Origin of the sequence: Ferrovibrio sp. (assembly GCF_046297895.1) — a bacterium.
GTDB lineage: Bacteria > Pseudomonadota > Alphaproteobacteria > Ferrovibrionales > Ferrovibrionaceae > Ferrovibrio.
Genome location: NZ_JBKBHC010000006.1, coordinates 77,802 through 103,793, shown reverse-complemented (window position 1 = coordinate 103,793; position 25,992 = coordinate 77,802). Strand labels below are relative to the sequence as shown.

Genomic DNA, 25,992 nt, shown 5'->3' with positions numbered 1-25,992 from the left:
ACGGCTTCAGGTCTCTGGTATGCTTCTTGCTGATTATCGGCCGGTCATATCATGCCCTATGCTGCCAGCCTGAACGGAACCCGCCATGTCTTCGCCGACCTGAAGACATTGCTGGCCTGCGCCTCGCCCCTGCGCTCGGGCGATCAGTTGGCGGGCATCGCGGCCGAGAGCGACGAACGCCGCGTGGCGGCAAGACTGGCGCTGGCCGATTTGCCCCTGCGCCGCTTCCTTCACGAGGCCGTGGTGCCCTACGAGCAGGACGAGGTGACACGGCTGATCATCGACAGCCACGATGCCGCCGCCTTCGCGCCGGTCGCCGCGCTCACCGTGGGCGAATTCCGCGACTGGCTGCTCTCCTATCAGGCCGATACGGTAGCATTGGCGCAACTGGCGCCGGGCCTGACGCCTGAGATGGTTGCTGCCGTCTCCAAGCTGATGCGCAACCAGGATCTGATCGCCGTGGCGGCGAAATGCCGGGTGGTCACCGCCTTCCGCAACACCCTGGGCCTGCCCGGGCGGCTGGCCAGCCGGCTGCAGTCCAATCATCCCACCGATGATCCGGAGGGCATTGCCGCCGCCTTGCTGGATGGTTTGCTGTTCGGCATCGGCGATGCGGTGATCGGCATCAACCCGGCCAGCGACAGCGTACCCGATGGCATCCGTATGCTGGAAATGCTGGAGACGATCCGCCAGCGTTTCGATATCCCGACACAGAGCTGCGTGCTGGCCCATGTGACGGCCACCCTGCAGATGATCGAACGTGGTGCGCCCGTCGATCTGGTGTTCCAGTCGATTGCCGGAACGGAGGCGGCGAACAAAGGCTTTGGCGTCGACCTCGCCATCCTGCGCGAGGCGCGTGATGCCGCGCTGGCGCTGAAACGTGGCAGCGTCGGTGACAACGTGATGTATTTCGAGACCGGCCAGGGTAGCGCGCTCTCGGCCGACGCCCATCACGGCGTGGACCAGCAGACTCTGGAAGTGCGCGCCTATGGGGTGGCACGCGCTCTTAAGCCGCTTCTGGTCAACACCGTGGTCGGCTTCATCGGGCCGGAATACCTGTTCGATGCCAAGCAGATCATCCGCGCCGGCCTGGAGGATCATTGCTGCGGCAAGCTGCTTGGCCTGCCGATGGGCGTGGATGTCTGCTACACCAATCATGCCGAGGCCGATCAGGACGACATGGACAGCCTGATGACCCTGCTGGGCACGGCGGGCGTGAATTTCCTGATCGCGGTGCCCGGTGCCGACGACGTGATGCTGAATTACCAGAGCCTGTCTTTCCACGACGTGCTCGGCCTGCGTCACCTGCTCAGCCTTCGGCCGGCCCCGGAATTCGAGGCCTGGCTCGGTCGGATGGGCATGCTGGACTCAGCCGGCCGCCTGCCGCCACCGGATCAGGCCGTGCAGCGCCGACTGGCCAATCTGACAGCGCCATGAATGATGTGACACGCGACATCTGGGCGCGCTGGCGCGGCACGACACGGGCCCGCATCGGCCTGGGCCGCAGCGGCGATGCATTGCCGACCACTGCATTGCTGGAATTCCAGGCCGCCCATGGCCGCGCCCGCGATGCCGTGCACGGCGCCGTCGATTGCGTCGCATTGACCGAAAGGCTCGCGCCCCGGCCCTGCCTGACGGTACGCAGCCAAGCACCGGATCGCACCACCTATCTGCGCCGCCCCGATCTCGGCCGCCGGCTGGACGATGCCTCGGCGGCAATGCTGAAGGATCATGCCGGCGACTGGGACATCGCTTTCGTGATCGCCGACGGATTGTCGGCGCGCGCCGCGATGACACATGCGGTGCCGGTATTGCAGCATTGCATGCTGGGGCTGGCAGGCTGGCGCATCGCACCGATCATATTGGCCACCCAGGCCCGCGTCGCGCTGGGCGATCACATCGCCGCCTGCCTGAATGCAAAAGCGGTGGCCGTTCTGATCGGCGAGCGGCCCGGCCTGAGCGTGGCCGACAGTTTAGGCATTTACCTCACCTGGGCGCCAGGTATCGGGCGCGCGGATTCGGAGCGCAACTGCATCTCCAACATCCATGCCGACGGCATGAGCCATGATCAGGCCGCCGCGACACTGCTCTGGCTGCTGCACGAGGCCAAACGCCTTCAGCTTAGCGGCATCGGCCTGAAACTCGATCCGGCCGGCGTCGCCGCGCTGCCGCCCGGTTCTACATGATGATGTCGCCGCCGTTGACGCGGACATGCTGCGCCTTCAGGTCGCGCACCGACTTGCAGCCGCAGGCATGGGCGATGGCTTCCACGTCATGCTGCACCGCCTTGGCATAATTGGCCACGCGCACCGCCTTGCGGGCAGGATCGAGACCCCGCATGAAGCGCGGATCGTTTGAGGTCACGCCGGTCGGACAATGCCCGGTGTTGCACTTCATTGCCTGGATACAGCCAAGCGAAAACATGAAGCCGCGCGCCGATACCACGTAATCGGCGCCCATGCAGATCGCCCAGGCCACCTTGTCGGGCGTGAGCAGCTTGCCTGAGGCGATCAGGCGGATACGGTTGCGCAGGCCGTATTCGCGCAGCCGCTGCGCAACAAGGGGCAAGGACTGCACGATGGACTGGCCGACGTAATCGGCCAGCGGCGCCGGGGCGGCGCCGGTGCCGCCTTCGGCGCCATCCACCTGGATGAAGTCAGGGGCTTCCTCGGGCCTGTCCTGCAGGTATTCGAAAAATGAGTCGATGAAGTCGTAGCTGCCAACCGCCATCTTGATGCCGACCGGCTTGTCGGTGATGCGGCGCACGCGATTGATGAAGCCAACCAGCGAGGGGATGTCGGTGATATCGCGGTGCCGGCTGGGCGAGATCGACGATTTTCCGGCCGCGATGCCGCGTATGTCGGCAATCTCCTGCGTCACCTTCGATCCGGGCAGGATGCCGCCGCGGCCGGGCTTGGCGCCCTGGCTGAGCTTGATGCAGAACATGCGCACCTGTTCGATTTCGGCGATCCTGCGCAGCTTGGCCTCGTCCAGATTGCCCTCGGCGTCACGCACGCCATACTTCGCCGTGCCGATCTGGAAACAGATGTCGCAACCACCCTTCAGATGATAGGGCGACAGGCCGCCCTCGCCGGTATCGAGCCAGATGCCGGCCATCGCCGCGCCTTCCGACAGGGCGGTGATCGCCGCCGACGACAGCGCGCCGTAGCTCATGCCGGATATGTTGAAAAAGCTTTTTGGCTTGTAGGGCTTGCCGACAACATCCTTGCCGATCCATTTGCCGGTATAGGTTTCGGCCTCGTCGTCATTCACTGGAAAGGCCGAATGCAGGAAATAGATATGACCGGGCTGCTGCGCATCGACCTCGGAGCCAAAGGCAACGTAGTTCGACACGCCCTTGGCCGAGCGGTAGACCCATGCGCGGGTCAGGCGATTGAACGGGCGCTCTTCCCAGTCGGCGGTGAACCAGTATTGGCGGAAATACTCGCCCAGATTTTCCATGATGTAGCGGAAACGGCCGTAGATCGGAAAATTACGGCGGATCGCATGGTCGCGCTGGATCCAGCGGTCGTAGATGTAATACCAGCCCATCGTGCCGAAACCGACCAGCACGATGGCGCCGAAGACATACAGCACCATACCCGTCTCTCCCACCCTATTCATGCCGCCTCGACAGGGCGACTTGGGAGACAGTCTAGCACAATCAGGGCTAGTGCAGCGGGATAAACATCCAATAACCGGGGCGCCTACGGCCGGGGCCCAAGCATGCCCCGCGGGTCAGCCAGGCGGTCGTATTCTTCCGCCGTGAGGAAGCCCAGTTCGATGGCGGCCTGCTTCGGACTGGTCCCATCCCTGAAGGCCTTATTGACGATCTGCGCCACCCGGTCATAGCCCAGATGCGGGTTCAGCGCGGTGGCCAGCATGATCGAATGCTCCACGTTGCGCTGCAGCGTGGCCGTATTGGGTTCGATGCCCGCCACCATGTCGCTGCCGAATACGGCCGCCGCATCGGCCAGAAGGCGGATCGACTGCAGAATATTGTGCACGATCACCGGCTTGGCCACGTTCAGCTCGAAATGGCCGGCAGCGGCGGCATGGGTAACGGCGACGTGGTTGCCCATTACCTGATAACAGACCTGCAGCAAAGCCTCGGCCAGGGTTGGGTTGCGTTTGCCCGGCATGATGGAGGAGGTCAGCCCGTCATGCGGCAGCACCAGTTCGGCCAGGCCGGCACGCGGGCCGGAGCCGAGGAAGCGGATGTCGTTGGCGATCTTGGCCAGCGACACCGCGATGGTGTTCAGCATCCCGCTGGCTTCCACCAGGGCATCATGCCCGCCCATGCCCTCGAACTTGTTCGGGTTGGCGGCGAATGGCAGGCCGGTCAGCTCAGCCAGTTCGCGGGCGAAGGCGGCATCGAAGCCGGTCTTGGCATTCAACCCCGTGCCGACCGCCGTGCCGCCCTGCGCCAGCAGGTATAAACGCGGCAGGCTGTCATGAATGCGCGCGACGCCCAGTTCCACCTGCCGCGCCATGGCGCCGAAGCCCTGCCCGAGCGTCATCGGCGTGGCATCCTGCAGATGGGTGCGCGCGATCTTCACGATATCGGCCCAGGCTGTCGCCTTTGCTTCCAATTGCGCCTGAAGGGCCTGCAAGGCTGGGATCAGCCGCTGTTTCAGTTCCAGCACGGTGACGATATGCATCACCGTCGGGAAGGTGTCGTTCGACGACTGCCCGCGATTGACATGGTCGTTGGGATGAACAGGCGACTTGGTACCCAGCGGCTGCCCCAGCAGTTCGTTGGCGCGGTTGGCGATCACCTCGTTGGCATTCATGTTTGTGGCGGTGCCGGAACCGATCTGCCAGACCGGCAGCGGGAAATGATCGTCGAATTGTCCGCTCCAAACCTCGCGCGCGGCTTTTTCGATGGCGGTGGCGAGATCGGTGGGCACTTCGCCCAGCCTGGCATTGGCACGGATTGCGGCCAGTTTCTGCAGGCCGATCGCGCGCACCAGCGCCGCCGGCAGCCTTTCCGTGCCGATGCGGAACAGGCTGAGCGCCCTTTGCGTCTGCGCCCCCCAATATCTGTCGGCAGGGACCGCCACGGTGCCGAAAGCGTCCCGTTCCTGGCGTGTCTGCATGGTGATCGCGCCCTTTCAGCCTAAATTTTCGTCATTTGCCCTGAATCGATGCCGAAATTACAGCCGAATCGTTCAGGCCATTGGGAAACCTATACGTAAGATAATGTGAAACCGCGTCTGTTTTCTGCTTACAGTTCGCAAATACCACCCACAAGGATAGCGCAAGTCCCCACTACTTCGCGCGAAACTCGTCGGCATACATCCTGCATTTATGGCCCTGTCTCGCCAGAAACAAGAGCACCCCGGAACAATGACCGCACAAACGCATCACCTGCAGGTGCATCAACTCATCGACGGCATCGAGCAGGATGTCCAGCAATTCGGCGCCAACAACGAAGAGATCGCTTTCCAGACCACGTTGCTGTCGTTGAATGCCTCGATCGAGGCGGCGCGCGCCGGCGAAGTGGGACGCAGCTTCGCCGTGGTGGCGCAGGAAGTGAAGTCGCTGGCCAACCAGGCGTCGCAGAATTCCAAGCGCTTCCGCGAGGTGGTGCTGAAACGCATCACGGAATCCAAGCGCGCGGCGGAAGAGATCGTCGACCAGATCGTGAAGGACCTGGAAGGTCCGCGCCTGACCGACATGGCGCAGACCATGGTGCAGCTGATCGTGCGCAACCTGTATGAGCGTACCTGCGACTGCCGCTGGTGGGCAACCGACGATGCCATGTGGCAGGCCCTGGCCGAACCGTCGGATGAACTCTTCGCCCGCGCCGGCGAGCGGCTGGCGATGATCAACCGCTTCTACACCGTCTATCTCAACCTCGTGCTGGCGGATGCGCGCGGCCGTGTGGTGGCGACCTCGAATCCCAAGCTGTTCCCGCGCGTGGCCAAGGCCTCGGTGGCGCAGACGCGCTGGTTCCAGAGTGCCATGCAGTCGGCGACCGGCGACGACTACATCGTGGACGACATCAGCCAGAGCGCCAGCCACGACAACAAGGCGGTGGCGATCTATGCCGCCGCCGTGCGGTCGGGCGGCCAGATCCACGGCGAGCCGCTGGGCGTGCTGGGCGTGGTGTTCGACTGGGACAAGCAGGGCATGAGCATCGTCAAGGACGAGCCGAGTTTAAGCGCCGAGGAATGGCAGCGCTCGCGCGTGCTGCTGCTGGATGCCAAACGCCGCATCATCGCCGCATCCGACAACCAGGGCCTGTACCAGCCCTTCCCGCTGGAGGCCGGCGACAAGGATCGCGGCTATTACTATGGCGCCGATGGATCGCTGATCGCTTTCGCCAAGACCATCGGTTACGAGACTTACGATGGCATGGGCTGGTATGGCGTGATCACCCAGAAGCCGCGCACCTGACCATTCACCCTATTGGCCGGCGCCACAGCCAGGTCAGCTCGTGCTTGTTGTGATGCAGGTGCACGAGCCGGCTGCCGGGGATGGCGGCGAAGGCGCGTGCCGTCTCGAAATCCGTCTCGCCCTGGAATTTCAGCGTGCAGACCGCGTTCGCCACGCCGCCTGACCCCAGCCAGCGCTGCACCAGTTTCAGCAGCCGCGCCGGATAGCAGATCACGTCCGAACACAGCCAGTCGACGCGCGGAAATTCCTTCGGCTCCAGCGCAAAGGCGCTGCCCTGCCGCCAGCGCACATTGGGCATCGCCGCGACGTTGGCCGCCAGCGGCGCCTTGTCGACGGCCGTGACATCGGCGCCCAGCGACCCCAGCACCCAGGTCCAGCCGCCGGGCGACGAGCCGAGGTCGAGGCAGATGTCGCCGACCTTCGGCAACTCGGAACCGAATTCCAGCCGGTGCCGCGTGAGGCCTTCCCAGAGTTTCAGATAGGCACGGCTGGGCGGTCCCTCACGATCCTCGTGGAAAACAAATTCACCATTCGGCAACGGCGAAGAACAGCGCGCGGCAAAAAGCATCCGATCCGGCGCCAGCAAAGTAAAGCTGCCCAATGGCGATGTGGGCAGCAGCGCGCCAAAGCTGAGCGGCTTGGCCGAGACATGGGGCAGCTTTTCGACAATGAGCTTCGCCCGGCGATGATGCAGCGGCGCATAGGCGGCCCAGTTGCGCTGGACCGCCTTCAGCCGCGCCGCCGCATCGCCGATGGACTCGATGGCAACCTCCTGCACGTCGAACCATGTATTCGCAGCCCAGGCAGAATCCCCATCGCCTTCGGTCAGGAACAGCCGGCCATGCTCGGCCGTAACGCGCGGCCCAAGTTCCTCGCGCAACTGCGCCTCGAATCCTTCGGCGGCGAGATAGGCCGTCTTCACATCAGCTCCCACGGATTGATCACCCTGATCCCGCATTCCCCGTAATCCGCCGCATACCGGGTCGCCAGCGTGGCGCCATGGACTCGTGCGATGGCGGCGATCTGTGCGTCGCGAGACCGGATCGGCCATTCGATGTGGCGCCGCCATACGATGATGTCGGCATATTCCACGGCGGCGGCCGCGTCAAAGGGCAGGACACGGCCGCCGAAGCCCTCGCCGAAACAGCCCGCCAGGGCCGCCAGCATCCGCTCGCGCCGCGCCCCGGCCGGCAGCAACAGCGCGCCGTGGAGCATTTCGGCCACCGTGATGCAGGTGGTGTGCAGCTCGGATTCCGTCTGCAGCAGCAGCCAGCGCCAGACTGGCGTGTCCAGATCGGGCTGCATCAGGGTCGCAGAAAGATCGGTATCGAGAACGATCATGGCCCGCCCCCGTTCAGCCGAAGGTCGGCGGTTCTGCTGTGCTGCCGGCGGCCTGATCTTCGCCGCGGCGGGCGAGGCTGAACCACACGTCCTCCAACCCGGCGAAGCGCTGGTGGACCGACCGCCAGAATTCCAGCCCGGAGCGAATTTCGCTGGCCAGGACGTCGCGCAGGATCTCGCGCGTTTCCTCCTCCATCGACCGGCCATGGCGCCGGGCGCGCAGCCGCAGCCGGGCCTTGAGGTTGTCGTCCATGTTGCGGATCACGATGCTGGCCATGCCGGCCTCCTATGCGTTAAAAAGTGATATCGTTGATATCGTTGATATAAATTCGACCTTTTCCGTCGTTTTGACGGCGTTTCGCGGCGGTCTCCGCCGCCCTCGGCCCTTCTCCGGCGATTTCCGGCGTCGCTGCGCCAAATCCAATGGCTTTTTGTCAAATCAGAGGGTTATCGAGAATTTTACCGGATTCCGGCCGCCAGCCCTTGCCGGCAGGCCGTAAAAGAACATATATAGAACGATACTGCCGCTTCAAGGCGGGATTCCGGCCTTGCCGGCCGATATTGCCAACGGGCGGAAAATCGCTATAGTCCGCGCCCTCACATAGCTCCTTGCTGGACTCACCTCGGGTCCGGCCAGGCCCGATCCGTCGTCGCATGGTGCGCCGCCGCCGGGCCGCTAAAGCCAGAAGGAGAGCTGCCGATGGCGTTCTACGAGAACGTATTCATCGCGCGCCAGGACATCTCGACCGCCCAGGTCGAGGCGCTGGTCGCGCAATTCAGCGACATCATCAAGGGCCAGGGCGGCGAGGTCACCAAGACCGAGCAGTGGGGCCTGCGCAACCTTGCCTACCGCATCAAGAAGAACAAGAAGGGGCACTATGTGCTCATGAACATCCAGGCCTCGGGCAACGCCGTTGCCGAGCTGGAGCGCAACATGCGCATTCATGAAGACATCCTGCGCTACCTGACCGTTCGCGTCGAGAAGCTGGAAGAAGGCCAGTCGGCCATGCTGCTCAACAAGGATCGCGGCGAGCGCGGCGACCGTCCGGAGCGCGGCTTCGGCGAGCGCGGCGGCTTCGGCGGCGGCCGTGGCGGCTTCGGCGGTGATCGCGGCGACCGTGGCGATCGCGGCGAGCGTCGTCCGCGTTTCGAACGTGAAGAAGCTTCGACCGGGGAGAATGCATAATGTCGAGCACTGGTACCAAGCCCGCCGCTGGCGGTCGTGGCGGCGCCGGCGGCGCCCGTCGTCCCTTCTTCCGCCGTCGCAAGACCTGCCCGTTCTCGGGCACGAATGCGCCGAAGATCGACTACAAGGACGTGAAGCTGCTGTCGCGCTTCATTTCCGAGCGCGGCAAGATCGTGCCGTCGCGCATCACCGCAGTATCCGCCAAGAAGCAGCGCGAACTGGCCCAGGCCATCAAGCGCGCCCGCAACCTGGCCCTGCTGCCGTTCGTCATCAAGTGAGCCACCTCCGGCTTCCGCAAGGAAGCCGGTAACGGACCCGCAGCCATGATGCGCAGCCTGATAGTCGGTAGCCTCGCCGGTGGAGCGAGCGCGGTGCTGGTGCTGACCGCCGCAAGCGGTCCGCTCGGCATCATGCTCGGCTATCTGGCGCCGCTGCCGCTGTTTCTGGCCGGCCTGACCCACGGCCTTCCCGCCGCGGTGATCGCCGGCGGCGTCGGCACGCTGATCAGCGGGCTGAACGGGCTGCTGTCGGGCGGCATCTTCCTCGTCACCTTCGCGGCTCCGGCCGCGCTGGTGGTGCGGCAGGCGCTGCTGGCGCGGCCGGCCACGGAAGCCTCGGCCGATGCCGAGGTGCATGACGGGCTGGAATGGTATCCCGCGGGCCATCTGGTGGTCTGGCTGGTGGGCTGGGCGCTGGGGCTGTTTGCCCTCGCGCTGCTGCTGACGGCTGACCGCGAAGGCGGCATGACCGGCATGCTTCAGCCGCTGCTGGAGCATTTCCTGGCCGCGATGCCGCAGAACGAAGCCGCCCGGCAGGGTGGCGACGTGGCGGCGATGGCGAAGAGCCTGGCCACCCTGATGCCGGCGGTGTTCGGCTTCAGCTGGCTGGTGATGATGACGATCAACGGCACCCTGGCGCAGGGCCTGGCACGGATGCTCAAGCAGACCCGTCGCCCGACCCCGCGTTACCGGGCGCTGGTGCTGCCGCGTCCGCTGGCCTTCGCGCTGGCGGCGGCGATCGTCGCCGGTTTCGTCCTGCCGGGCGATGCCGGTTTCATCGGCGCCACGGCGGCGGCGATCCTGGCCTTCCCCTACTTCCTGCAGGGGCTGGCGGTGGTGCATGGCATGGCGGCGAAGGCTGCTGTGCCGGGTCTGGTTTTGGCCGCCTTTTATGCGGCTCTGGTAGTGGCTGGCGCACTGGTCGGCGTACTGGTGGTCATCCTGGGTTTCATCGAAGAATGGGCGGGTTTCCGCCGGCGTTTCGCCGGGGCCGGAGCCAGCCGGGAGAACGACTAATGGAAGTGATTCTGCTCGAACGCGTCGAGAAGCTCGGCCAGATGGGCGAAGTGGTGAAGGTGAAGGACGGCTATGCCCGTAACTTCCTGCTGCCGCGCAAGAAGGCGCTGCGGGCCACCGAGGCCAACAAGAAGGTCTTCGAGACGCAGCGCGCCCAGCTTGAGGCGCAGAACCTGGCCAAGAAGGGCGAGGCCGAAAAGGTCGCCGTCAAGATGGAAGGCCTGAGCGTGGCCCTGCTGCGCCAGGCCGGCGACAGCGGCCAGCTCTATGGCTCGGTCAGCGCCCGCGACATCGCGGACGCCATCACCGCAGCCGGCTTCACCGTCAGCCGCAACCAGGTGAACCTGACCACCCCGATCAAGGCGGTGGGCGTTTATGCGGTCAAGGTGTCGCTGCATCCGGAAGTCTCGGTCGAGGTTAAGGTGAACGTCGCCCGCTCCGAGGCCGAGGCCGAGAAGCAGGTGGCAGCCGAGACCCTGCTGGACGAAGGCGTCACGCTGGAAGGCGAAGAGGCCGCCGAGGCCGAGGGCGAAGCCGAACAGGCCTGATCCCCTCGCCGCGTGTGTGTTACAGATCGGGCCGGCAGCAATGCCGGCCCGATTCGTTTGTGAAACACGTTTTATACATATGAACGATGCCTGTGGATTTCCTCTGCTAACATACTGACTTATCGAATTGACTTATCCCCAGCGAGAATTCGGGGGATAATACGCCGTCAACCAAAATCAGGACTGGAAGTGCGGGGCCGCATCGCCGTTAATGCCGCCCCGCTGCGTGGCTTCGCAACAGAACCGTCATGGCGCAGTCACGAAGATGAACGGCATGGATTGAAGTTGGGAAGAAGTCCGCGATGGCTGTGCTGACCCCGTTTACCGCACCGACCGCCAATGATCAGGCCGCCCAGGGCATCAATGGGGGCGGCCTGAACACGACCGGCGAGCCGGCCTTCCGCATCCAGCCACACAACCTGGATGCCGAGCAGGAACTGCTGGGCGCCATCCTGGTCAACAACGACGCCGCCATGAAGGTGTCGGGCTTCCTGCAACCGGAGCATTTCTTCCACGAGGCGCATCGCCGCATCTACCAGGCGACCCTGACGCTGATCGAGCGCGGCGAGATCGCCAATCCGGTGACGCTGAAGGCCTATTTCGAGCGCGACGAGGTGATCGCCAAGGCCGGCGGCACCACCTACCTCGCCCGCCTGGCCGCCGCCGCCACCACCGTGATCAATGCCGAGGATTACGCCAAGGTGATCCACGACCTGGCGATGCGGCGCGAGCTGATCGGCATCGGCGAGGACATGGTCAACCGCGCCTACGATCCCAAGATCGACGAGCCGGCCTCGGACCAGATCGAGCAGGCCGAGCAGAAGCTGTTCAAGCTGGCCGACGAGGGCAATGCGGAAGGCGGCTTCGTCTCGTTCAAGGATTCGATCACCAAATCCATCGAGATGGTGCAGGCGGCCTACCAGCGCGGCGGCCTGTCCGGCGTCACCACCGGCCTGAAGGACATGGACGCCAAGCTGGGCGGCCTGCACGCATCCGACCTGATCATCCTGGCCGGCCGCCCCTCGATGGGCAAGACGGCGCTGGTCACCAATATCGGCTTCAACGCCGCCAAGGCCTATTTCGAAAGCGGCGGCAAGGAAGGCGCGCCGGTGGCCTTCTTCAGCCTGGAAATGTCGTCGGAACAGCTCGCCACCCGTATCCTGTCGGAGCAGACGCGCATCCAGTCGGAACGCCTGCGCCGCGGCGACATCACCGACGACGAATTCACCCGCCAGATCGTGCCGGTGTCGAAGACGCTGTCGCAGATTCCCTTCTTCATCGACGATACCGGCGCGATCTCGATCGCCCTGCTGCGCAGCCGCGCCCGCCGGCTGAAGCGCGCGCACAATATCGGCCTGATCATCGTCGACTACCTGCAGCTCGTGCGTGGCGCCAATTCGCGCCGCAACGACAACCGCGTGCAGGAGATCTCGGAAGTGACCCAGGCGCTGAAGGCGCTGGCCAAGGATCTGAACGTGCCGGTGATCGCGCTCTCACAGCTCAGCCGCGCCGTCGAAAGCCGCGACGACAAGCGGCCCCAGCTTTCCGACCTGCGCGAATCCGGCTCGATCGAGCAGGATGCCGACGTGGTGATGTTCGTGTTCCGCGAGGAATATTACGAGGCCCGCAAGGAACCGACGATGGATACGCCCGAGCATGCCGCCTGGCAGGAGAAGATGGCCCGCATCGCCAACCTGGCCGAGGCCATCATCGGCAAGCAGCGCCATGGCCCCATCGGCAAGGTGGTGCTGCAGTTCGAGAGCGAATTCACCCGCTTCAGCGACTACATCGCCCCGGACCACCTGCCCGAGGCGTATTAGCCCCCGGACAGACCGGCATCGCATAACATTTTATGCGAGCATTACTTTTTGATAACCTGCGCATTACGGGCGTGTAACCTTACTGGATATAAACTCCCCCTGATTGCGTCTCGCGCGTAAGAGACGGACAACGCAGGCTAAACAGCCGCGTGGTTCGGACTTACAGCGGGAGAGCCATCATGTCTTTCTTCAATAATCTCAAGATCGGCGTGCGTGTCGCCATCGTGCTCCTGATCTCCGCCATCGGCTTGGGCACCGTCGCCTGGCTGGGCGTCAATGGCATCAATACCTATGACCGGCGCGTCGAGGAACTGACCCAGACCGCGCGCCGCGCCCTCTATGCGGAAAAAATCGATGCTCTGGTCTACGCCGTGGTTATGGAGTCTCGCGGCATCTACATGTCGAAGGACACCGAGGCGGCTAAGCCCTTCGCCAAGAACCTGCTCGGCCATCTGGCAGAAATAGAAAAATTGATCCCGCCGTATGAGAAGACCCAACCGGCCCACCGCCTGCAGGCCTTCCAGGAGCGCAAGAAGCAGTTGCAGGATTTCATCACCTTCCGGCGCGAGACCGCGCGTCTTGGCACCGAAGTGAGCATCGCCGCCGCCAACGAGCAGGGCAACAATGAGGCCAACCGCGCCAACCGCTCGGCGGTAAACAAGAGCCTGCGCGAGGCGGCCGAACGTAACGACAGGGCTATCGACGAAATCACGGCCCAGATCAACGAATACATCAATACCCAGGTCCCCCTGATCATCGGGATTTCCGTCGCCGTGATCATTGCCACGCTGGCCCTGGGCTTGGCGATCTCGATGCTCACGATCACCCGGCCGATCGCCAAGCTGGCGACAGGCATGCGCACCCTGGCCGATGGCGATACCAAGGTCGAGGTCTTCGGCGCCGGCCGCAAGGACGAGATCGGCCAGATGGCCGGCAGCGTCCAGGTGTTCAAGGACAACATGATCGCCCGCGAGAAGGCGGAAGCCGACATCGCCGAGCAGCGCCGCGTGGCCGAGGAGCAGCGCGCCGCCCGCGAGGCCCGCGAGCGCAAGGCCATCGAGGAGATCTCCGATCTCTGCGACAAGGCCGCCGCCGGCAATCTCGATACCCGCCTGAACGAGGCCGACAAGGAGGGCTTCCTGCTCACCATCAGCCAGCGGCTGAACGGCCTGACCGGCATGCTGCAGCAGATGACCGGCGAGATGGCCACCGTCACCGCCAACATGGCTCAGGGCGACCTGACCCACCAGGTGAAAGGCAACTATCACGGCGTTTTCGGTACCTTGAAGGACAGCGTCAACGCCATGGCCGACAAGCTGCGCGATTTCGCCGGCCGCCTGGCCGAAAGCGCCGAACTGGTGAAGAGCGCCTCGGCCGAGATCTCGACCGGCAGCCAGGACCTGGCCCAGCGCACGGAAAGCCAGGCTGCCTCCATCGAGGAGACGGCCGCCTCCATGCACGAGATCACCACGACGGTGAAGCAGAATGCCGACAACGCCCAGGCCGCCAGCCAGATGGCTGCCATGGCCCGCGAGGCCGCCAACAAGGGCGGCCAGGTGATGGGCGACGTGGTGAATGCCATGGGCCGCATCGAGGGTTCGGCCGGCAAGATCGCCGACATCGTCGGCCTGATCGAGGAGATCGCCTTCCAGACCAACCTGTTGGCGCTCAACGCCTCGGTGGAAGCGGCGCGTGCGGGCGAGGCCGGCAAGGGCTTTGCGGTCGTGGCGCAGGAGGTGCGTTCGCTCGCCCAGCGCGCCGCCGATGCCTCGCGCGACATCAAGGCGCTGATCACCGAGTCGAACGGCCAGGTGCGCGAAGGCGGCAAGCTGGTCAATCAGGCCGGCGAGACTCTGAACGAGATCGTCGGCGCCGTGAAGAAGGTGACCGACATCGTCTCGGAGATCGCCGCGGCCTCACGCGAACAGGCCACCGGCCTGGAGCAGATCAACACGGCCGTGGGCCAGATGGACGAGATGACCCAGCGCAACGGCGCCCTGGTGGAGGAAACCTCCGCCTCGGCCCAGGCTCTGTCTGAACAGGCTGCCGAGCTGGCCAATCTGGTCGGCTTCTTCCGGACCGGCAGCAGCTCGGCCGCCGCTCCGGCGGTCAGCGCCGCCAAGCCCGCCGCCAAGGTGGTCACGCTGCAAAAACCCGCCGCCACCAAGCCGGTCGTCGCCGCGAAGACGACCGCGCAGGCCAAGCCGGCCGCGAAACCGGCCGCCGCACCGGCTGCGGAACAAGCCAACGACCAAGACTGGCAGGAGTTCTGATCATGGACAGCTACGATGCCCTTCTGATCAACGTGGCGGACCAGACCTATGCGCTGCCGCTGCTGCAGATCCAGGAAATCCGCGGCTGGTCGCCGGTCTCGCCGCTGCCCAACACCGATCCGAGCTGCCTCGGCGTGATCAACCTGCGCGGCCAGGTGCTGCCGGTCTTCGATGCCCGGCGCATCCTGAGCAAACCGGCGCCCGAACCCAAGCCGCAGGATGTGATCGTGGTGGCGGTGCTGAACGGCAAGCCGCTCGGCCTGCTGGTCGACAGCGTGTCCGACATCGTGAGCATCGACACCGGTCGGATCAGCCGCGCCGACGAGGGCGAGGCCTGGTCGTCAGGCCTGGTCGACGGCATCGCCACGGTCGGCGAGAAGCTGGTGCCGCTGCTGGCCCTGCAGAAGCTGGCCGGCAACCGCATGCCCGACCAGGGCATGCCCGAACTGGAAGACATGTCGGCGGCGGCGTAATTCCGCCGTTTCCTGCGGCGGTGGACATGCGCCGCAGGAAATCCCGATGCGTTGCGTGTTTATGGGTGACGACGGTGTTCAGTTTCCTCCCGCGCCGTCTCCGCTCCGGTTCTACACACCCGGGAACCGGAGCGGCACCCGCCCGCAACCTCAGGAGTTTTGTCATGTCCGTCCGCAACCTCCTCATCGCCGCCAGCGTGATCGCCACCGGCTTCACCGGCGGCCTCGCCTTCGCCCAGCCCGGCCCGCAGATGGGCCCCGGTTCGATGGGGCCTGGCCCGCATGGGCAGCACATGCAGATGCAGGCCGACCAAGCCGGCCCCGCCCGCTTCATCGAGGGCCGCATCGCCTTCCTGCGCACCGAACTGAAACTCACCACCGCCCAGCAGCCGCTGTTCGACAGGCTGGCCGACGAGATGCGCGCCAGCGCCCAGGCCATGCAGGCCCACTTCGAGGCGCATCGCCAACAGGCCAGCACGCAGACCCCGCCATCCGCCATCGAGCGCATGGAGCGGCGCCAGGCCATGATGAAGGAGGCCGTGGCCGCGCAGGACCGTTATCTCGCCGCCATGAAGCCGCTCTATCAGTCGCTGTCGGAGGAGCAGAAGAAAACCGCCGACGCCCTGCTGGCACGCGGCATGGGCGGCCCGCATATGGGGCATGGCATGGGCAAGCACGGCCCCCGGCATCACTGAACCGATCCATAATCAACGGACCGCGAGGCGGGGTTTCCGAACCCCGCCTTTTCCATGCCGCGGCGGCCATGCTACATCTGAGGCATGGATCTCAGCGCGCTTACCGCATCGCTTTCCCCTTTCATGCTCGGCGTCCTGGCCAGCGTGATCGCCGGCTTCCTGGCCACCAGCCTGGGCGCCGTGCCGGTGTTTTTCCTGCGCGGCATGCAATCGACCACGCAGAACATGATGCTGGCCTTCGCCGCCGGCGTGATGCTGGCCGCCACCTTCTTCTCGCTGCTGCTGCCCGCGCTGGCGCAGGCCGAGTCAGGCCTGGGCAATCCCAGCCAGGCGGCGCTGGCCGTCATCGTCGCGCTGCTGGTCGGCGCGCTGGTCATGCACCTGGCACACCGCTACGCGCCGCACGAACATTTCGGCGAGAAAGGCCGCGAGGGCATGGATGCGACGCGGCTGGCCCGCGTATGGCTGTTTGTCATCGCCATCGCCCTGCATAACTTCCCTGAAGGCCTGGCCGTGGGCATCGGCGCCGCCAGTGGCGATCTGGGCAGCGGCCTGGGCGTGACGCTCGGCATCGGCCTGCAGAACCTGCCCGAGGGCCTGGCCGTGGCGGTGGCCCTGCGCGGCGAAGGCTATGGCCGCAGCCATGCCTTCCTGATCGCGGCGCTGACCGGCGCACTGGAACCGCTGGGCGGCATCGTGGGCGCCGGCGCGCTGGCGATCTCGGCCGGCCTACTGCCCTGGGCGCTGGCCTTCGCCGCCGGCGCGATGCTGTTCATCATCTCGTCCGAAGTGATTCCGGAAACCCATCGCCATGGCGTGGAACGCGGCGCCACCACCGCCCTGTTCGCCGGTTTCGTGGTGATGCTGTATCTGGATGTGGCCCTGGGGTGATGTTTCTGGGCTGATAAAGCCCGAACTGAACTAGAGCCCCCGCTTCCATTCCGCCAGCAGGATGCCGCCCAGCACCAGCACCAGGGCGGCAACGTGATACAGCGCAAGCTGCTCGTTCAGGATCAGCATGGCGAAACCGGTGCTGAACAGCGGCATCAGGTTGGTGAACAGGCCGGCGCGGCCGGCGCCGATCAGCTCGACGGCGCGGATGAAGAAAATCTGCGACAGCAGCGAGGGAAAGATCGCCACATACAGCAGCACCAGCCAGCCCTTCCAGGTCGGGATGTAGAATTCCCCGGCCATGATCTCGACGCCGAGAAGGATGATCGACGAGATCGCCGCCGCCGGCGCCATGGCGGCGAAGAAGACCAGCCCGGGCACCAGCGGCCGGTTGCGCAGCAGCACGGAATAGCCGGCATAGAGCACGGTGGCGATCAGGATCAGGATGTCGCCGCGATTGATGGTCAGCGCCAGCAGGGTGGCGAAATCGCCCTTCGCCGCCGTCACCACCACGCCCACCATCGAGACGGCCATCCCGATCCATTGCAGCAGGCGCACGCGCTGGCCGAACATCATGAACGCGCCGATGAAGATCAGCGCCGGCATGGCGGCGTTGATGATGCCGATATTGATGGCGGTGGTGGTATGCGCCGACCAGTAGAGCAGCGTGTTGTAGCCGGTATAGCCCAGCGTGCCCATGGCACCGAGATACCACAGCCGTGGTTTCAGCGTGGGCCAGTGCTCGCGCAGGCCCCGGCCGCTGATGGCGAACATGATGCTGGCCACCACCAGCCAGCGCAGGCAGGTGAGCGAGGCGGGCGAGATTTCGCCCACCGCCAGCCGGCTGACCACCGAATGGCCGCCCCACATCGCAGTGGTGAGCACCAGCAGCAGATACGGACTGGAATAAATGCCCTGAACGATGGGCTGTATGGGCTGGAACACGGACGGCAACTCCCCCAGGGCAATGCGCATGGCGATGCGGACGCAAAACGACTCTGATCGCCCTCTTCCGTGGCCAATCCCCCTTGGCCGTACTCTGACCCAGCCAGGCGGGCCGGACAAGGTCACAGAAACGGCATTTAGCCCTGTCGCTTTCGGCGGGTCTGGGCTAAACAGCGGCCATGACCGATTTCGGCGACCAGGCGATTCTCACCATCGATCTTGATGCGCTGGTCGCCAACTGGCGCCGGCTGGGCGGCATGGCCCCCAACAGCGAATGCGGCGCCGTGGTGAAGGCCGATGCCTATGGCCTGGGCGCGGCGAAAGTCGGCCCGGCCCTGTTTGCTGCCGGCTGCCGCCGCTTTTTCGTGGCCCATTCCACCGAGGCGCTGGCCCTGCGCGAGGCGGTCCCGGACGGCACCATCCACATCCTGCATGGCCCGGCGGCGGGCGCGGAAGCCGATCTGGCCGCAGCAAACCTCAGCCCCGTGCTGTCCACCCCGGGCCAGATTGCCGCCTGGGCGGCCGAGGCGCGCCGGCTGGGCCGCAAACTGCCGGCCGCGCTCCATATCGATACCGGCATGAACCGGCTGGGCCTGAGCGAGGCGGAAGCCAATATCCTGATCCAGGATCCCCGCGCGCTGGACGGACTGGATATCGGCTTCGTCATGACCCACCTGGCCTGTTCCGATGAGCCGGACCATCCGCTGAACCAGACGCAGCGCGAGCGCTTCGCCGACTGGCGAAAACGCTTCCCCGCCCTGAAGGGCAGCCTGGCCAATTCCGCCGGCATCTTCCTGGGCGCCGGCTTCCACCACGACATCCTGCGGCCAGGTATCGCGCTGTATGGCTGCAACCCGCTGGACCCCGCCGCCGGCCCCCGCCGCGAAGCCAGCCGGATGGCGGAAGTGGTTCATCTGCAAGGCAGAATCCTGCAGGTCCGTTCCGTTGACAGGGGCGACACCGTTGGCTACGGTGCCGGCTATATCGTTGAAAAACCGAGCCGAATCGCCACAGTGGCGGTCGGTTATGCCGATGGGTTCTCTCGCGCGCTGTCGGGTCGGGGCAGCGCCGTCATCAAGGGTCGCCAGGGCCATGTCAGGGTGCCTATCGCGGGGCGGGTTTCCATGGATCTGATCACGCTGGATGTCTCGGCGCTCGACGCCCAAGACTGCGCGCCGGGTGCGCGCGTCAGCCTGCTGGGCGGCGGCATTGACATCGAGGAGCAGGCCGCGGCGGCCGGTACCATCGGCTACGAGCTGCTGACCCAGCTCGGCAAACGCTATCGCCGCGTCTACAAGAGCGCCGCATGAACCCGCTTGCCGTCATCGGGCGCGTCTTCCTGAATTTCCTGGCCGCCATCGGCCGGGTCAGCATCTTCACCTTCCATGGCGTGCGGCATGTCTTCGCGCCGCCGGTCTATCTGCGCCTGACCGGCAGACAGATGATGGTGATCGGCTATTTCTCGCTGCCCGTCGTCGGCCTCACGGCCCTGTTCACCGGCATGGTGCTGGCCCTGCAGATCTATCTGGGCTCGTCGCGCTTCAATGCCGAGAATGCCGTGGCCTGGATCGTGGTGCTGGGCATCACGCGCGAGCTGGGCCCGGTGCTGGGCGGCCTGATGGTGGCCGGCCGCGTTGCTTCTGCCATGGCGGCTGAAATCGGCACCATGCGCGTGACCGAGCAGATCGACGCGCTGACCACGCTTTCGACCAATCCCTACAAATACCTGGTGGCGCCGCGCATCATCGCCGGCGTCGTCACCCTGCCGGTCCTGATCCTGGTGGCCGACATCATCGGCGTGATGGGCGGTTATCTGGTGGGTACCCACAAGCTGGGCTTCAATGCCGGCACCTATCTGAAGAACACCTTCGACTTCCTCGAGGCCATGGACGTGATCTCGGGCCTGGTGAAGGCTTCGGTGTTCGGTTTCATCATCGCATTGATGGGCTGCTATCACGGCTTCCATTCCAAGGGCGGCGCCCAGGGCGTGGGCCGCGCCACCACGGATGCGGTGGTGTCGGCCTCGATCCTGATCCTGATCGCCAACTACTTCGTCACCGAACTCTTCTTCTCGGGCAAATGAGCAGCGACGCCAAGATAGCCCTGAAGGGCGTTCACAAGCAGTTCGGCAGCAAGGTGGTGCTGGACGGCATCGACCTGGAGGTGCCGCGCGGCAAGTCGCTGGTGGTGATCGGCGGCTCGGGCACCGGCAAGTCGGTGATGCTGAAATGCGTGCTCGGCCTGATCCGGCCCGAACGCGGCGAAATCCTGATCGACGGCCAGGACGCGATGAAATTCAGCGCCAGCGAGCGCGAGCAGGCGCTGCGCAAGTTCGGCATGCTGTTCCAGGGCTCGGCGCTGTTTGACTCGCTGAAGGTCTGGGAGAATGTCGCCTTCGGACTGATCCAGGGCCGGCGCATGGACCGTGACAAGGCCAAGGAAATTGCGCTGGAAAAACTGGGCCAGGTGGGCCTGGGCCCGGAAGTGGGCGAGCTGTCACCGGCCGAGCTGTCGGGCGGCATGCAGAAACGCGTGGCGCTGGCCCGCGCCATCGCGGCCGAACCCGAAATCATCTTCTTCGACGAACCAACCACCGGCCTCGATCCGATCATGGCCGACGTGATCAACAACCTGATCAAGTCCTGCGTGCAGAAACTGGGCGCCACCACGCTGAGCATCACGCACGATATGGCCAGCGCCCGCAAGATCGCCGACTACATCGCGATGATCTACAAGGGCCGCATCATCTGGCACGGCACCGCGGCCGAGGTCGATAAGTCCGGCAACGAGTATGTCGACCAGTTCATTCACGGTCGGGCGGAAGGTCCGATCAAGATGGAAGTGCTGAAACCCTGATGGCGAAAGCGACGGAGTCCTTCGTCTGCCAGAGCTGCGGCGCCGCCTACCGCAAATGGCAGGGCCGCTGCGATTCCTGCGGCGGCTGGAACACCATCCTGGAAGAGGCGCCGAAGATCGCCGTGCCCAAGGGGCTTTCCGCCGGCAAGGGCAAGGCGATCGGCTTCGCGTCGTTGAGCGGCCAGCCCGACAAGGTCGTGCGTACCGTCACCGGCATCGCCGAACTCGACCGCGTGCTGGGCGGCGGGCTGGTGCCCGGTTCCGCCATCCTGATCGGCGGCGACCCCGGTATCGGCAAATCCACCATCCTGCTGCAGGCCGTGGCGCAACTGGCGCGGCGTGGTGCCACCGCGCTCTATGTTTCGGGCGAAGAGGCCGTGGCGCAGATCGGCCTGCGCGCGCAGCGTCTGGGGCTGGCCGATGCGCCGGTGATGCTGGCAGCGGCCAATTCCCTGCGCGACATCCTGGCCGGCATCGACACGGCGATGGCGCAAGGAAAAGGCGCGCCGGCCGTGGTCGTGATCGACTCCATCCAGACCATCTTCGCCGACAATATCGAAAGTGCGCCGGGCACCGTGAACCAGGTGCGCGCCTGCGCCCATGAACTGATCCGCGTGGCCAAGCAGTCGAATGCCGCCGTGTTCCTGGTCGGCCATGTGACCAAGGACGGCCAGATCGCCGGTCCGCGCGTGGTCGAGCACATGGTCGATACCGTGCTGTATTTCGAGGGCGAACGGGGGCATCAGTTCCGCATTCTGCGCGCGGTGAAAAACCGCTTCGGCGCCACCGACGAAATCGGCGTGTTCAGCATGACCGATGGCGGCCTGTCGGAAGTACCCAACCCTTCCGCCCTATTCCTGGGCCGCTCGGAAGCCGGCAAGGGCGAACCGGTGGCGGGTTCCGCCATCTTCGCGGGCATGGAAGGCACCCGGCCGTTATTGGTGGAAATCCAGGCCCTGGTTGCGCCCTCGCCGCTGGCCACCCCGCGCCGCACCGTGGTGGGCTGGGATACCGGGCGGCTTGCCATGGTTCTGGCCGTGCTGGATGCCAGATGTGGCTTGCGCTACTCGGGCTGCGACGTCTATCTCAACGTCGCCGGCGGCCTCAGGGTGGTCGAACCTGCCGCCGATCTGGCCGTGGCCGCCGCCCTGCTCTCGGCGCTGGCCGACAGCCCGGCACCGGAGCGTACGGTCTTTTTCGGCGAGATCAGCCTGGCCGGCGAGGTGCGCCCGGTGAGCCAGGCGGAGTCGCGGCTGAAGGAGGCCGCCAAGCTGGGCTTTGAGCACGCGGTGATGCCGGCGGGTGCGAAGAACAAGGTCAAGGGCATCGGAACGAGCGAACTGATGCGGCTGAACGAACTGGTCGAACTGTTTCCCGCCGCCCGGGCCGCCGCCAAGCGGGCCGCCGCCGGGCGCAACCAGCGCAGCGGCTGGACCGGCCAGGAGGAAGACGCCTGATGTCGTCCCTGCCGGTGAATATCGTCGACCTGCTCGTCATCGTCGTGCTGCTGCTGTCGGCTTTGCTGGCGCTGTTCCGCGGCATCGTGAAGGAAGTCCTCTCCATCCTGGGCTGGGTGGCGGCGCTGGCGGCGACCTATTTCTTCTTTCCCTATGCCCGTGACATCGCCCGCGGCTATATCGAATCGCGCCTGTTCGCCGATATCGCCGCCGGCACGGCCCTGTTTCTGCCCACCCTGATCCTGTGTTCCCTGCTGACCCACTGGATTTCCGAGCAGGTGCGCGCCTCGGCGATTTCAGCGGTGGACCGCAGCCTGGGCTTCCTGTTCGGCCTGGCCCGGGGCGCCCTGATCGTGGTGGTGGCCTTCTGGATCACCGACCGGCTGATTCCGCCGCAGACCCGCCCGGCCTGGCTGAACGATGCCAAGACGCGCCCCCTGGCCGAAACCGGCTATACCTGGGGCGCCGAGATGATCCTGCGACAACTCGACCCAAGCCGGGTGCCCGAAAAACGGGTAGAACCCGGTCCCGCTCCCACGCCGGTGCCGACGCACCAGACCCGGGGGGGCCAAAGCCAGCCCGCCGGCGCTGACTCGCGCGGGCAAACCGGCTATAAGACCGAGGAACGCCAGGGCATCGAGAGCATCATCCGGCAGGATAAGCCTTGAAGCCGCCGCAAGCCTGCCCCATGTCCACCGCTCGCGGGCGACGGAGCCGCTGACCATGCAGACCAATCCCTTCGACGACGACAAGCTGCGCGAGGAATGCGGCATCTTCGGTATTTACGGCCACCCCGACTCGGCCGCGAATACCGTGCTGGGCCTGCATGCCCTGCAGCATCGCGGCCAGGAGGCGGCCGGCGTGGTCACCTTCCACGAGGGCCGCTTCAACAGCCACCGGGCGCTCGGCCATGTGGCGCCGAATTTCTCGTCGGAAAAGGTGATCCGCGACCTGCCGGGCAGCAGCGCCATCGGCCATGTGCGCTATTCCACCTCGGGCGCGACGCTGTTGCGCAACGTGCAGCCGATCTACGCCGACCTGGAACTCGGCGGCATCGCGCTGGCCCATAACGGCAACCTGACCAACGCGCGCATGATCCGCGACGACCTGGTCGCCAAGGGCAGTATCTTCCAGTCCACCATGGACACGGAAGTGATCACTCATCTGGTGGCGCTCAGCCGCAAGACCAGCGTGGTGGACCGCATTGTCGACGCGCTAAAGCAGATCGAGGGCGCCTATGCCCTGGTCGCGCTGACGCCCAAGAAGCTGATCGGCGTGCGCGACCCCTGGGGCGTGCGGCCGCTGGTGCTGGGCAACCTGAAGGGTGCGCCGATCCTGGCGTCCGAGACCTGCGCGCTCGACATCCTGGGCGCCGACTTCGTGCGCGACATCGAGCCGGGCGAACTGGTGGTGATCGACGCCGAGGGCATCCACTCGCATCATCCCTTCCCGCCCGTTCCACGCCGCTTCTGCATCTTCGAATACATCTATTTCGCCCGGCCGGATTCGCAGGTGGAGGGCCTGAGCGTCTACGAGGCGCGCAAGCGCATCGGCGCCGAACTGGCCCGCGAGAACGCCATCGACGCCGATGTGGTGATCCCGGTGCCGGATTCCGGCGTGCCGGCGGCGATCGGCTATGCCGCCGAGAGCGGCATCCCGTTTGAGCTCGGCATCATCCGCAACCATTATGTCGGCCGCACCTTCATCGAACCGACCGACCAGATCCGCCATCTGGGCGTGAAGCTGAAGCATAATGCCAACCGCGCCTATATCGAGGGCAAGCGGGTGATCCTGGTGGACGATTCCATCGTGCGCGGCACCACCTCGACCAAGATCGTCGAGATGGTGCGCGAGGCCGGCGCCAAGGAAGTGCACATGCGCATCGCCTCGCCGCCCACCACCCATAGCTGCTTCTACGGAGTCGACACGCCGGAACGCAGCAAGCTGCTGGCGGCGACGCACAGCGTCGAGGAAATGACCAAGTTCATCAAGGCCGACAGCCTCGCCTTCCTCTCGATGGACGGCCTCTACCGCGCCATGGGCCGCCCGGCCCGCGACGCCGCCAAGCCGTCCTTCTGCGATGCCTGCTTCTCGGGCGATTATCCCATCGGCCTGACCGACGAAGCGGATCGTACCGCCCGCGGCCCGCGCCAGCTCACCCTGCTGGCCGAGACCGGCTAGTCAGTTTTCAAGACAGAGACTCCATCATGCGTCTGAAAGACCGGATCGCGCTGATCACCGGCGCCAGCCGCGGCATCGGTGCCGCCATCGCCAAACGCTATGCCGCCGAGGGCGCGCATGTGATCTGCGTCGCCCGCACTACCGGCGCGCTGGAGGAACTGGACGACGAGATCAAGGCCCTGGGCGGCAGCGCCACGCTGGTGCCGCTGGACCTGGAAAAGACCGAACTGATCGACGGCCTGGCCGCGCCTTTGTATGAGCGCTTTGGCCGCATCGACATCCTGGTCGGCAATGCCGGCATCTTCGGGCGCATGACGCCGCTGCACCAGTTCCCGCCCGACCTGTGGGAGAAGGTGTTCAAGGTCAACGTGCACGCCAACCAGCGCCTGATCCGCGCCGTGCATCCGCTGCTGCATGCCTCAAAGGCCGGCCGCGCCATCTTCGTCACCTCCAGCGTCAGCCGCGACATCCGCGCCTACTGGGGCGCCTATGCGGCCTCGAAGGCGGCGCTGGATGCCATGGTGCTGGGGTATGCGAAGGAATGCGCGCAGGGCAACATCCGCGTGAACCTGGTCAACCCCGGCGGCACGCGCACCAACATGCGCGCCGAGGCCTTTCCCGGCGAGGATCCGAACACCCTGCCGACGGCCGAGGACATCATGGAGGTGTTCGTGGCGCTGGCCGAGGAAGGCTGCACACGCAGCGGCGAATGGATTTCCGCCCGCGACTTCTGCGGGATCGGCAAGTAAGCAATGCATGACGGCGCCATTGACGGCCTGCTTGCCGCGCGCAGCGGCGGGCCGCTGTTCGCGCCCGGCCACGATCTGGCAAGCCTTGACGATGTATGGGCCATCCAGGCCGGGGTGATGGCCAAGCTCGGCCCGGTCGGCGGCTGGAAGGTCGGCCGCTGGAATGCCGGCCAGCCCTTGATCTATGCGCCGATCCGCGCCGCGACGATCAAAGCTTCGCCGGCCCTGCTGTCGCCCGCCGACAGCCGCCTGCGCGGCCTGGAACTGGAAGTGGCCTTCCGCATCGATGCCGCCCTGCCCGCCGCCGACGATCCGAATTTCCTGCGCAGGCTGGCCGCCTGCGTCACGCCGCTGCCGGCCTTCGAAGTGGTCGACAGCCGGCTGGCCGATCCGCAGGGCACGACGCCGCTGTGGCGGCTGGCCGATTTCCAGCTCAATGCCGGCCTGATATGTGGTGAACCCTTGTCGTCGCCGTGGAATCCGGACGACTTCGATCATCCGCATGTTCAACTGACCGCCGATGGCGCGGATGTATGCAACGGACCGGCGACGCTGAATACCGGCACGCCATTCGGCATGCTGGCCGACCTGGTGCGCCAATTCAGCACCCCGGGCGGCAACCATTGCGGCGGCGTGCAGCCGGGCCAGATCGTCACCACCGGCTCGTTCACCGGCCTGCGCTTCTTCCCGCAGGGCACGACCCTCACCGGCCACATCGCCGGCCTCGCTCCAATCAGCGCGGCGTTTAAGGCATAAGGCACACGCCCGAGAGATGCCGTCATGGCCGGGCTTGACCCGGCCATCCGCGTCAAGTCATCTAACAAAAAACACGTGGATGCCCGGATCAAGTCCGGGCATGACAAGATTGATGTTGGTATCG

Annotated in this window: 26 protein-coding genes; 20 read left to right on the top strand and 6 right to left on the bottom strand. The window is 65.5% G+C overall.

Going from position 1 to position 25,992, the window contains the following annotated elements; translation table 11 throughout:
* The first annotated feature begins 51 nt into the window (after positions 1 to 51).
* Positions 52 to 1,437, top strand: a complete 1,386-nt coding sequence (locus ACK4FK_RS11580) for an ethanolamine ammonia-lyase subunit EutB (protein ID WP_409745113.1) — start codon at positions 52 to 54, stop codon at positions 1,435 to 1,437.
* Positions 1,434 to 2,186 (top strand): ethanolamine ammonia-lyase subunit EutC, encoded by a 753-nt coding sequence (gene eutC / locus ACK4FK_RS11575; protein ID WP_409745112.1) that lies wholly within the window; start codon positions 1,434 to 1,436, stop codon positions 2,184 to 2,186. Before ACK4FK_RS11580 ends, eutC begins: the two co-directional genes overlap by 4 nt.
* Here eutC and ACK4FK_RS11570 read toward each other — a convergent pair.
* Positions 2,179 to 3,600 carry an FMN-binding glutamate synthase family protein gene (locus ACK4FK_RS11570; protein WP_409745111.1) on the bottom strand — a complete coding sequence of 474 codons (1,422 nt, stop codon included), beginning with the start codon at positions 3,598 to 3,600 and terminating at the stop codon, positions 2,179 to 2,181. The two genes, eutC and ACK4FK_RS11570, sit on opposite strands and share 8 nt — an antisense overlap.
* 107 nt (positions 3,601 to 3,707) lie before the next feature.
* Positions 3,708 to 5,099 (bottom strand): class II fumarate hydratase, encoded by a 1,392-nt coding sequence (locus tag ACK4FK_RS11565; RefSeq protein WP_409745110.1) that lies wholly within the window; start codon positions 5,097 to 5,099, stop codon positions 3,708 to 3,710.
* Positions 5,100 to 5,349: 250 nt separating this feature from the next.
* Between ACK4FK_RS11565 and ACK4FK_RS11560 the strand changes: the two genes are divergently transcribed.
* Complete coding sequence (locus ACK4FK_RS11560) at positions 5,350 to 6,402, top strand: methyl-accepting chemotaxis protein (RefSeq protein WP_409745109.1); 1,053 nt, start codon at positions 5,350 to 5,352, stop codon at positions 6,400 to 6,402.
* A 4-nt stretch (positions 6,403 to 6,406) separates the two neighbouring features.
* Here the strand turns inward: ACK4FK_RS11560 and ACK4FK_RS11555 are convergent, their stop codons facing one another.
* Genes ACK4FK_RS11555 through ACK4FK_RS11545 form a run of 3 tightly spaced genes read right to left on the bottom strand, consistent with a single transcriptional unit; the run spans position 6,407 to position 8,020 of the window.
* Positions 6,407 to 7,336: an SAM-dependent methyltransferase gene (locus ACK4FK_RS11555; protein ID WP_409745108.1), complete on the bottom strand. Its 930-nt coding sequence runs from the start codon at positions 7,334 to 7,336 to the stop codon at positions 6,407 to 6,409.
* On the bottom strand, positions 7,321 to 7,743 hold the full coding sequence (locus ACK4FK_RS11550) for a type II toxin-antitoxin system VapC family toxin (protein WP_409745107.1): 423 nt from the start codon (positions 7,741 to 7,743) through the stop codon (positions 7,321 to 7,323). The genes ACK4FK_RS11555 and ACK4FK_RS11550 overlap by 16 nt, the downstream gene beginning before the upstream one ends.
* Positions 7,744 to 7,756: 13 nt before the next feature.
* Positions 7,757 to 8,020, bottom strand: a complete 264-nt coding sequence (locus tag ACK4FK_RS11545; protein ID WP_409745106.1) for a FitA-like ribbon-helix-helix domain-containing protein — start codon at positions 8,018 to 8,020, stop codon at positions 7,757 to 7,759.
* Between the two features lie 423 nt (positions 8,021 to 8,443).
* On the opposite strand from ACK4FK_RS11545, the gene rpsF reads away from it, so the two are divergent.
* From rpsF to ACK4FK_RS11500, 9 genes are all read left to right on the top strand, one after another.
* On the top strand, positions 8,444 to 8,929 hold the full coding sequence (gene rpsF / locus ACK4FK_RS11540; protein WP_409745105.1) for a 30S ribosomal protein S6: 486 nt from the start codon (positions 8,444 to 8,446) through the stop codon (positions 8,927 to 8,929).
* Positions 8,929 to 9,207 (top strand): 30S ribosomal protein S18, encoded by a 279-nt coding sequence (gene rpsR, locus ACK4FK_RS11535; protein ID WP_409745104.1) that lies wholly within the window; start codon positions 8,929 to 8,931, stop codon positions 9,205 to 9,207. Before rpsF ends, rpsR begins: the two co-directional genes overlap by 1 nt.
* A 45-nt stretch (positions 9,208 to 9,252) precedes the next feature.
* Complete coding sequence (locus ACK4FK_RS11530; protein ID WP_409745103.1) at positions 9,253 to 10,224, top strand: DUF2232 domain-containing protein; 972 nt, start codon at positions 9,253 to 9,255, stop codon at positions 10,222 to 10,224.
* Positions 10,224 to 10,772, top strand: a complete 549-nt coding sequence (rplI, locus tag ACK4FK_RS11525) for a 50S ribosomal protein L9 (protein ID WP_409745102.1) — start codon at positions 10,224 to 10,226, stop codon at positions 10,770 to 10,772. The genes ACK4FK_RS11530 and rplI overlap by 1 nt, the downstream gene beginning before the upstream one ends.
* A 302-nt stretch (positions 10,773 to 11,074) precedes the next feature.
* Positions 11,075 to 12,592 carry a replicative DNA helicase gene (locus ACK4FK_RS11520; RefSeq protein WP_409745101.1) on the top strand — a complete coding sequence of 506 codons (1,518 nt, stop codon included), beginning with the start codon at positions 11,075 to 11,077 and terminating at the stop codon, positions 12,590 to 12,592.
* 179 nt (positions 12,593 to 12,771) lie between these two features.
* A complete protein-coding gene (locus ACK4FK_RS11515; protein WP_409745100.1) occupies positions 12,772 to 14,865 on the top strand; it encodes a methyl-accepting chemotaxis protein in 2,094 nt (697 codons plus the stop codon).
* 2 nt (positions 14,866 to 14,867) lie between these two features.
* Positions 14,868 to 15,338 (top strand): chemotaxis protein CheW, encoded by a 471-nt coding sequence (locus ACK4FK_RS11510; protein ID WP_409745099.1) that lies wholly within the window; start codon positions 14,868 to 14,870, stop codon positions 15,336 to 15,338.
* Between the two features lie 164 nt (positions 15,339 to 15,502).
* Positions 15,503 to 16,033, top strand: coding sequence for a Spy/CpxP family protein refolding chaperone (locus ACK4FK_RS11505; protein ID WP_409745098.1), 531 nt, complete (start codon positions 15,503 to 15,505; stop codon positions 16,031 to 16,033).
* A 123-nt stretch (positions 16,034 to 16,156) separates the two neighbouring features.
* Positions 16,157 to 16,924, top strand: coding sequence for a ZIP family metal transporter (locus ACK4FK_RS11500; RefSeq protein ID WP_409745097.1), 768 nt, complete (start codon positions 16,157 to 16,159; stop codon positions 16,922 to 16,924).
* 30 nt (positions 16,925 to 16,954) lie between these two features.
* On the opposite strand, the gene ACK4FK_RS11495 is transcribed toward ACK4FK_RS11500, so the two are convergent.
* Positions 16,955 to 17,869 (bottom strand): DMT family transporter, encoded by a 915-nt coding sequence (locus tag ACK4FK_RS11495; RefSeq protein WP_409745096.1) that lies wholly within the window; start codon positions 17,867 to 17,869, stop codon positions 16,955 to 16,957.
* A 179-nt stretch (positions 17,870 to 18,048) separates the two neighbouring features.
* On the opposite strand from ACK4FK_RS11495, the gene alr reads away from it, so the two are divergent.
* The 8 genes from alr to ACK4FK_RS11455 are packed head-to-tail and all read left to right on the top strand — an operon-like array spanning position 18,049 to position 25,868.
* Positions 18,049 to 19,179: an alanine racemase gene (gene alr, locus ACK4FK_RS11490; protein ID WP_409745095.1), complete on the top strand. Its 1,131-nt coding sequence runs from the start codon at positions 18,049 to 18,051 to the stop codon at positions 19,177 to 19,179.
* The gene (locus tag ACK4FK_RS11485) at positions 19,176 to 19,952 is read left to right on the top strand and encodes an MlaE family ABC transporter permease (protein WP_409745094.1); all 777 of its coding nucleotides are present in this window, start codon (positions 19,176 to 19,178) and stop codon (positions 19,950 to 19,952) included. The genes alr and ACK4FK_RS11485 overlap by 4 nt, the downstream gene beginning before the upstream one ends.
* On the top strand, positions 19,949 to 20,725 hold the full coding sequence (locus ACK4FK_RS11480; protein ID WP_409745093.1) for an ABC transporter ATP-binding protein: 777 nt from the start codon (positions 19,949 to 19,951) through the stop codon (positions 20,723 to 20,725). The genes ACK4FK_RS11485 and ACK4FK_RS11480 overlap by 4 nt, the downstream gene beginning before the upstream one ends.
* Positions 20,725 to 22,182, top strand: coding sequence for a DNA repair protein RadA (gene radA / locus ACK4FK_RS11475; protein ID WP_409745092.1), 1,458 nt, complete (start codon positions 20,725 to 20,727; stop codon positions 22,180 to 22,182). Before ACK4FK_RS11480 ends, radA begins: the two co-directional genes overlap by 1 nt.
* Entirely contained in the window at positions 22,182 to 22,850 is a 669-nt protein-coding gene (locus ACK4FK_RS11470; protein WP_409745091.1) for a CvpA family protein, read from the top strand. Before radA ends, ACK4FK_RS11470 begins: the two co-directional genes overlap by 1 nt.
* A 55-nt stretch (positions 22,851 to 22,905) precedes the next feature.
* Positions 22,906 to 24,363 (top strand): amidophosphoribosyltransferase, encoded by a 1,458-nt coding sequence (purF, locus tag ACK4FK_RS11465; protein ID WP_409745090.1) that lies wholly within the window; start codon positions 22,906 to 22,908, stop codon positions 24,361 to 24,363.
* Positions 24,364 to 24,389: 26 nt separating this feature from the next.
* The gene (locus tag ACK4FK_RS11460; RefSeq protein ID WP_409745089.1) at positions 24,390 to 25,112 is read left to right on the top strand and encodes an SDR family NAD(P)-dependent oxidoreductase; all 723 of its coding nucleotides are present in this window, start codon (positions 24,390 to 24,392) and stop codon (positions 25,110 to 25,112) included.
* 3 nt (positions 25,113 to 25,115) lie between these two features.
* Positions 25,116 to 25,868, top strand: a complete 753-nt coding sequence (locus tag ACK4FK_RS11455; RefSeq protein ID WP_409745088.1) for a hypothetical protein — start codon at positions 25,116 to 25,118, stop codon at positions 25,866 to 25,868.
* Positions 25,869 to 25,992 lie beyond the last annotated feature (124 nt).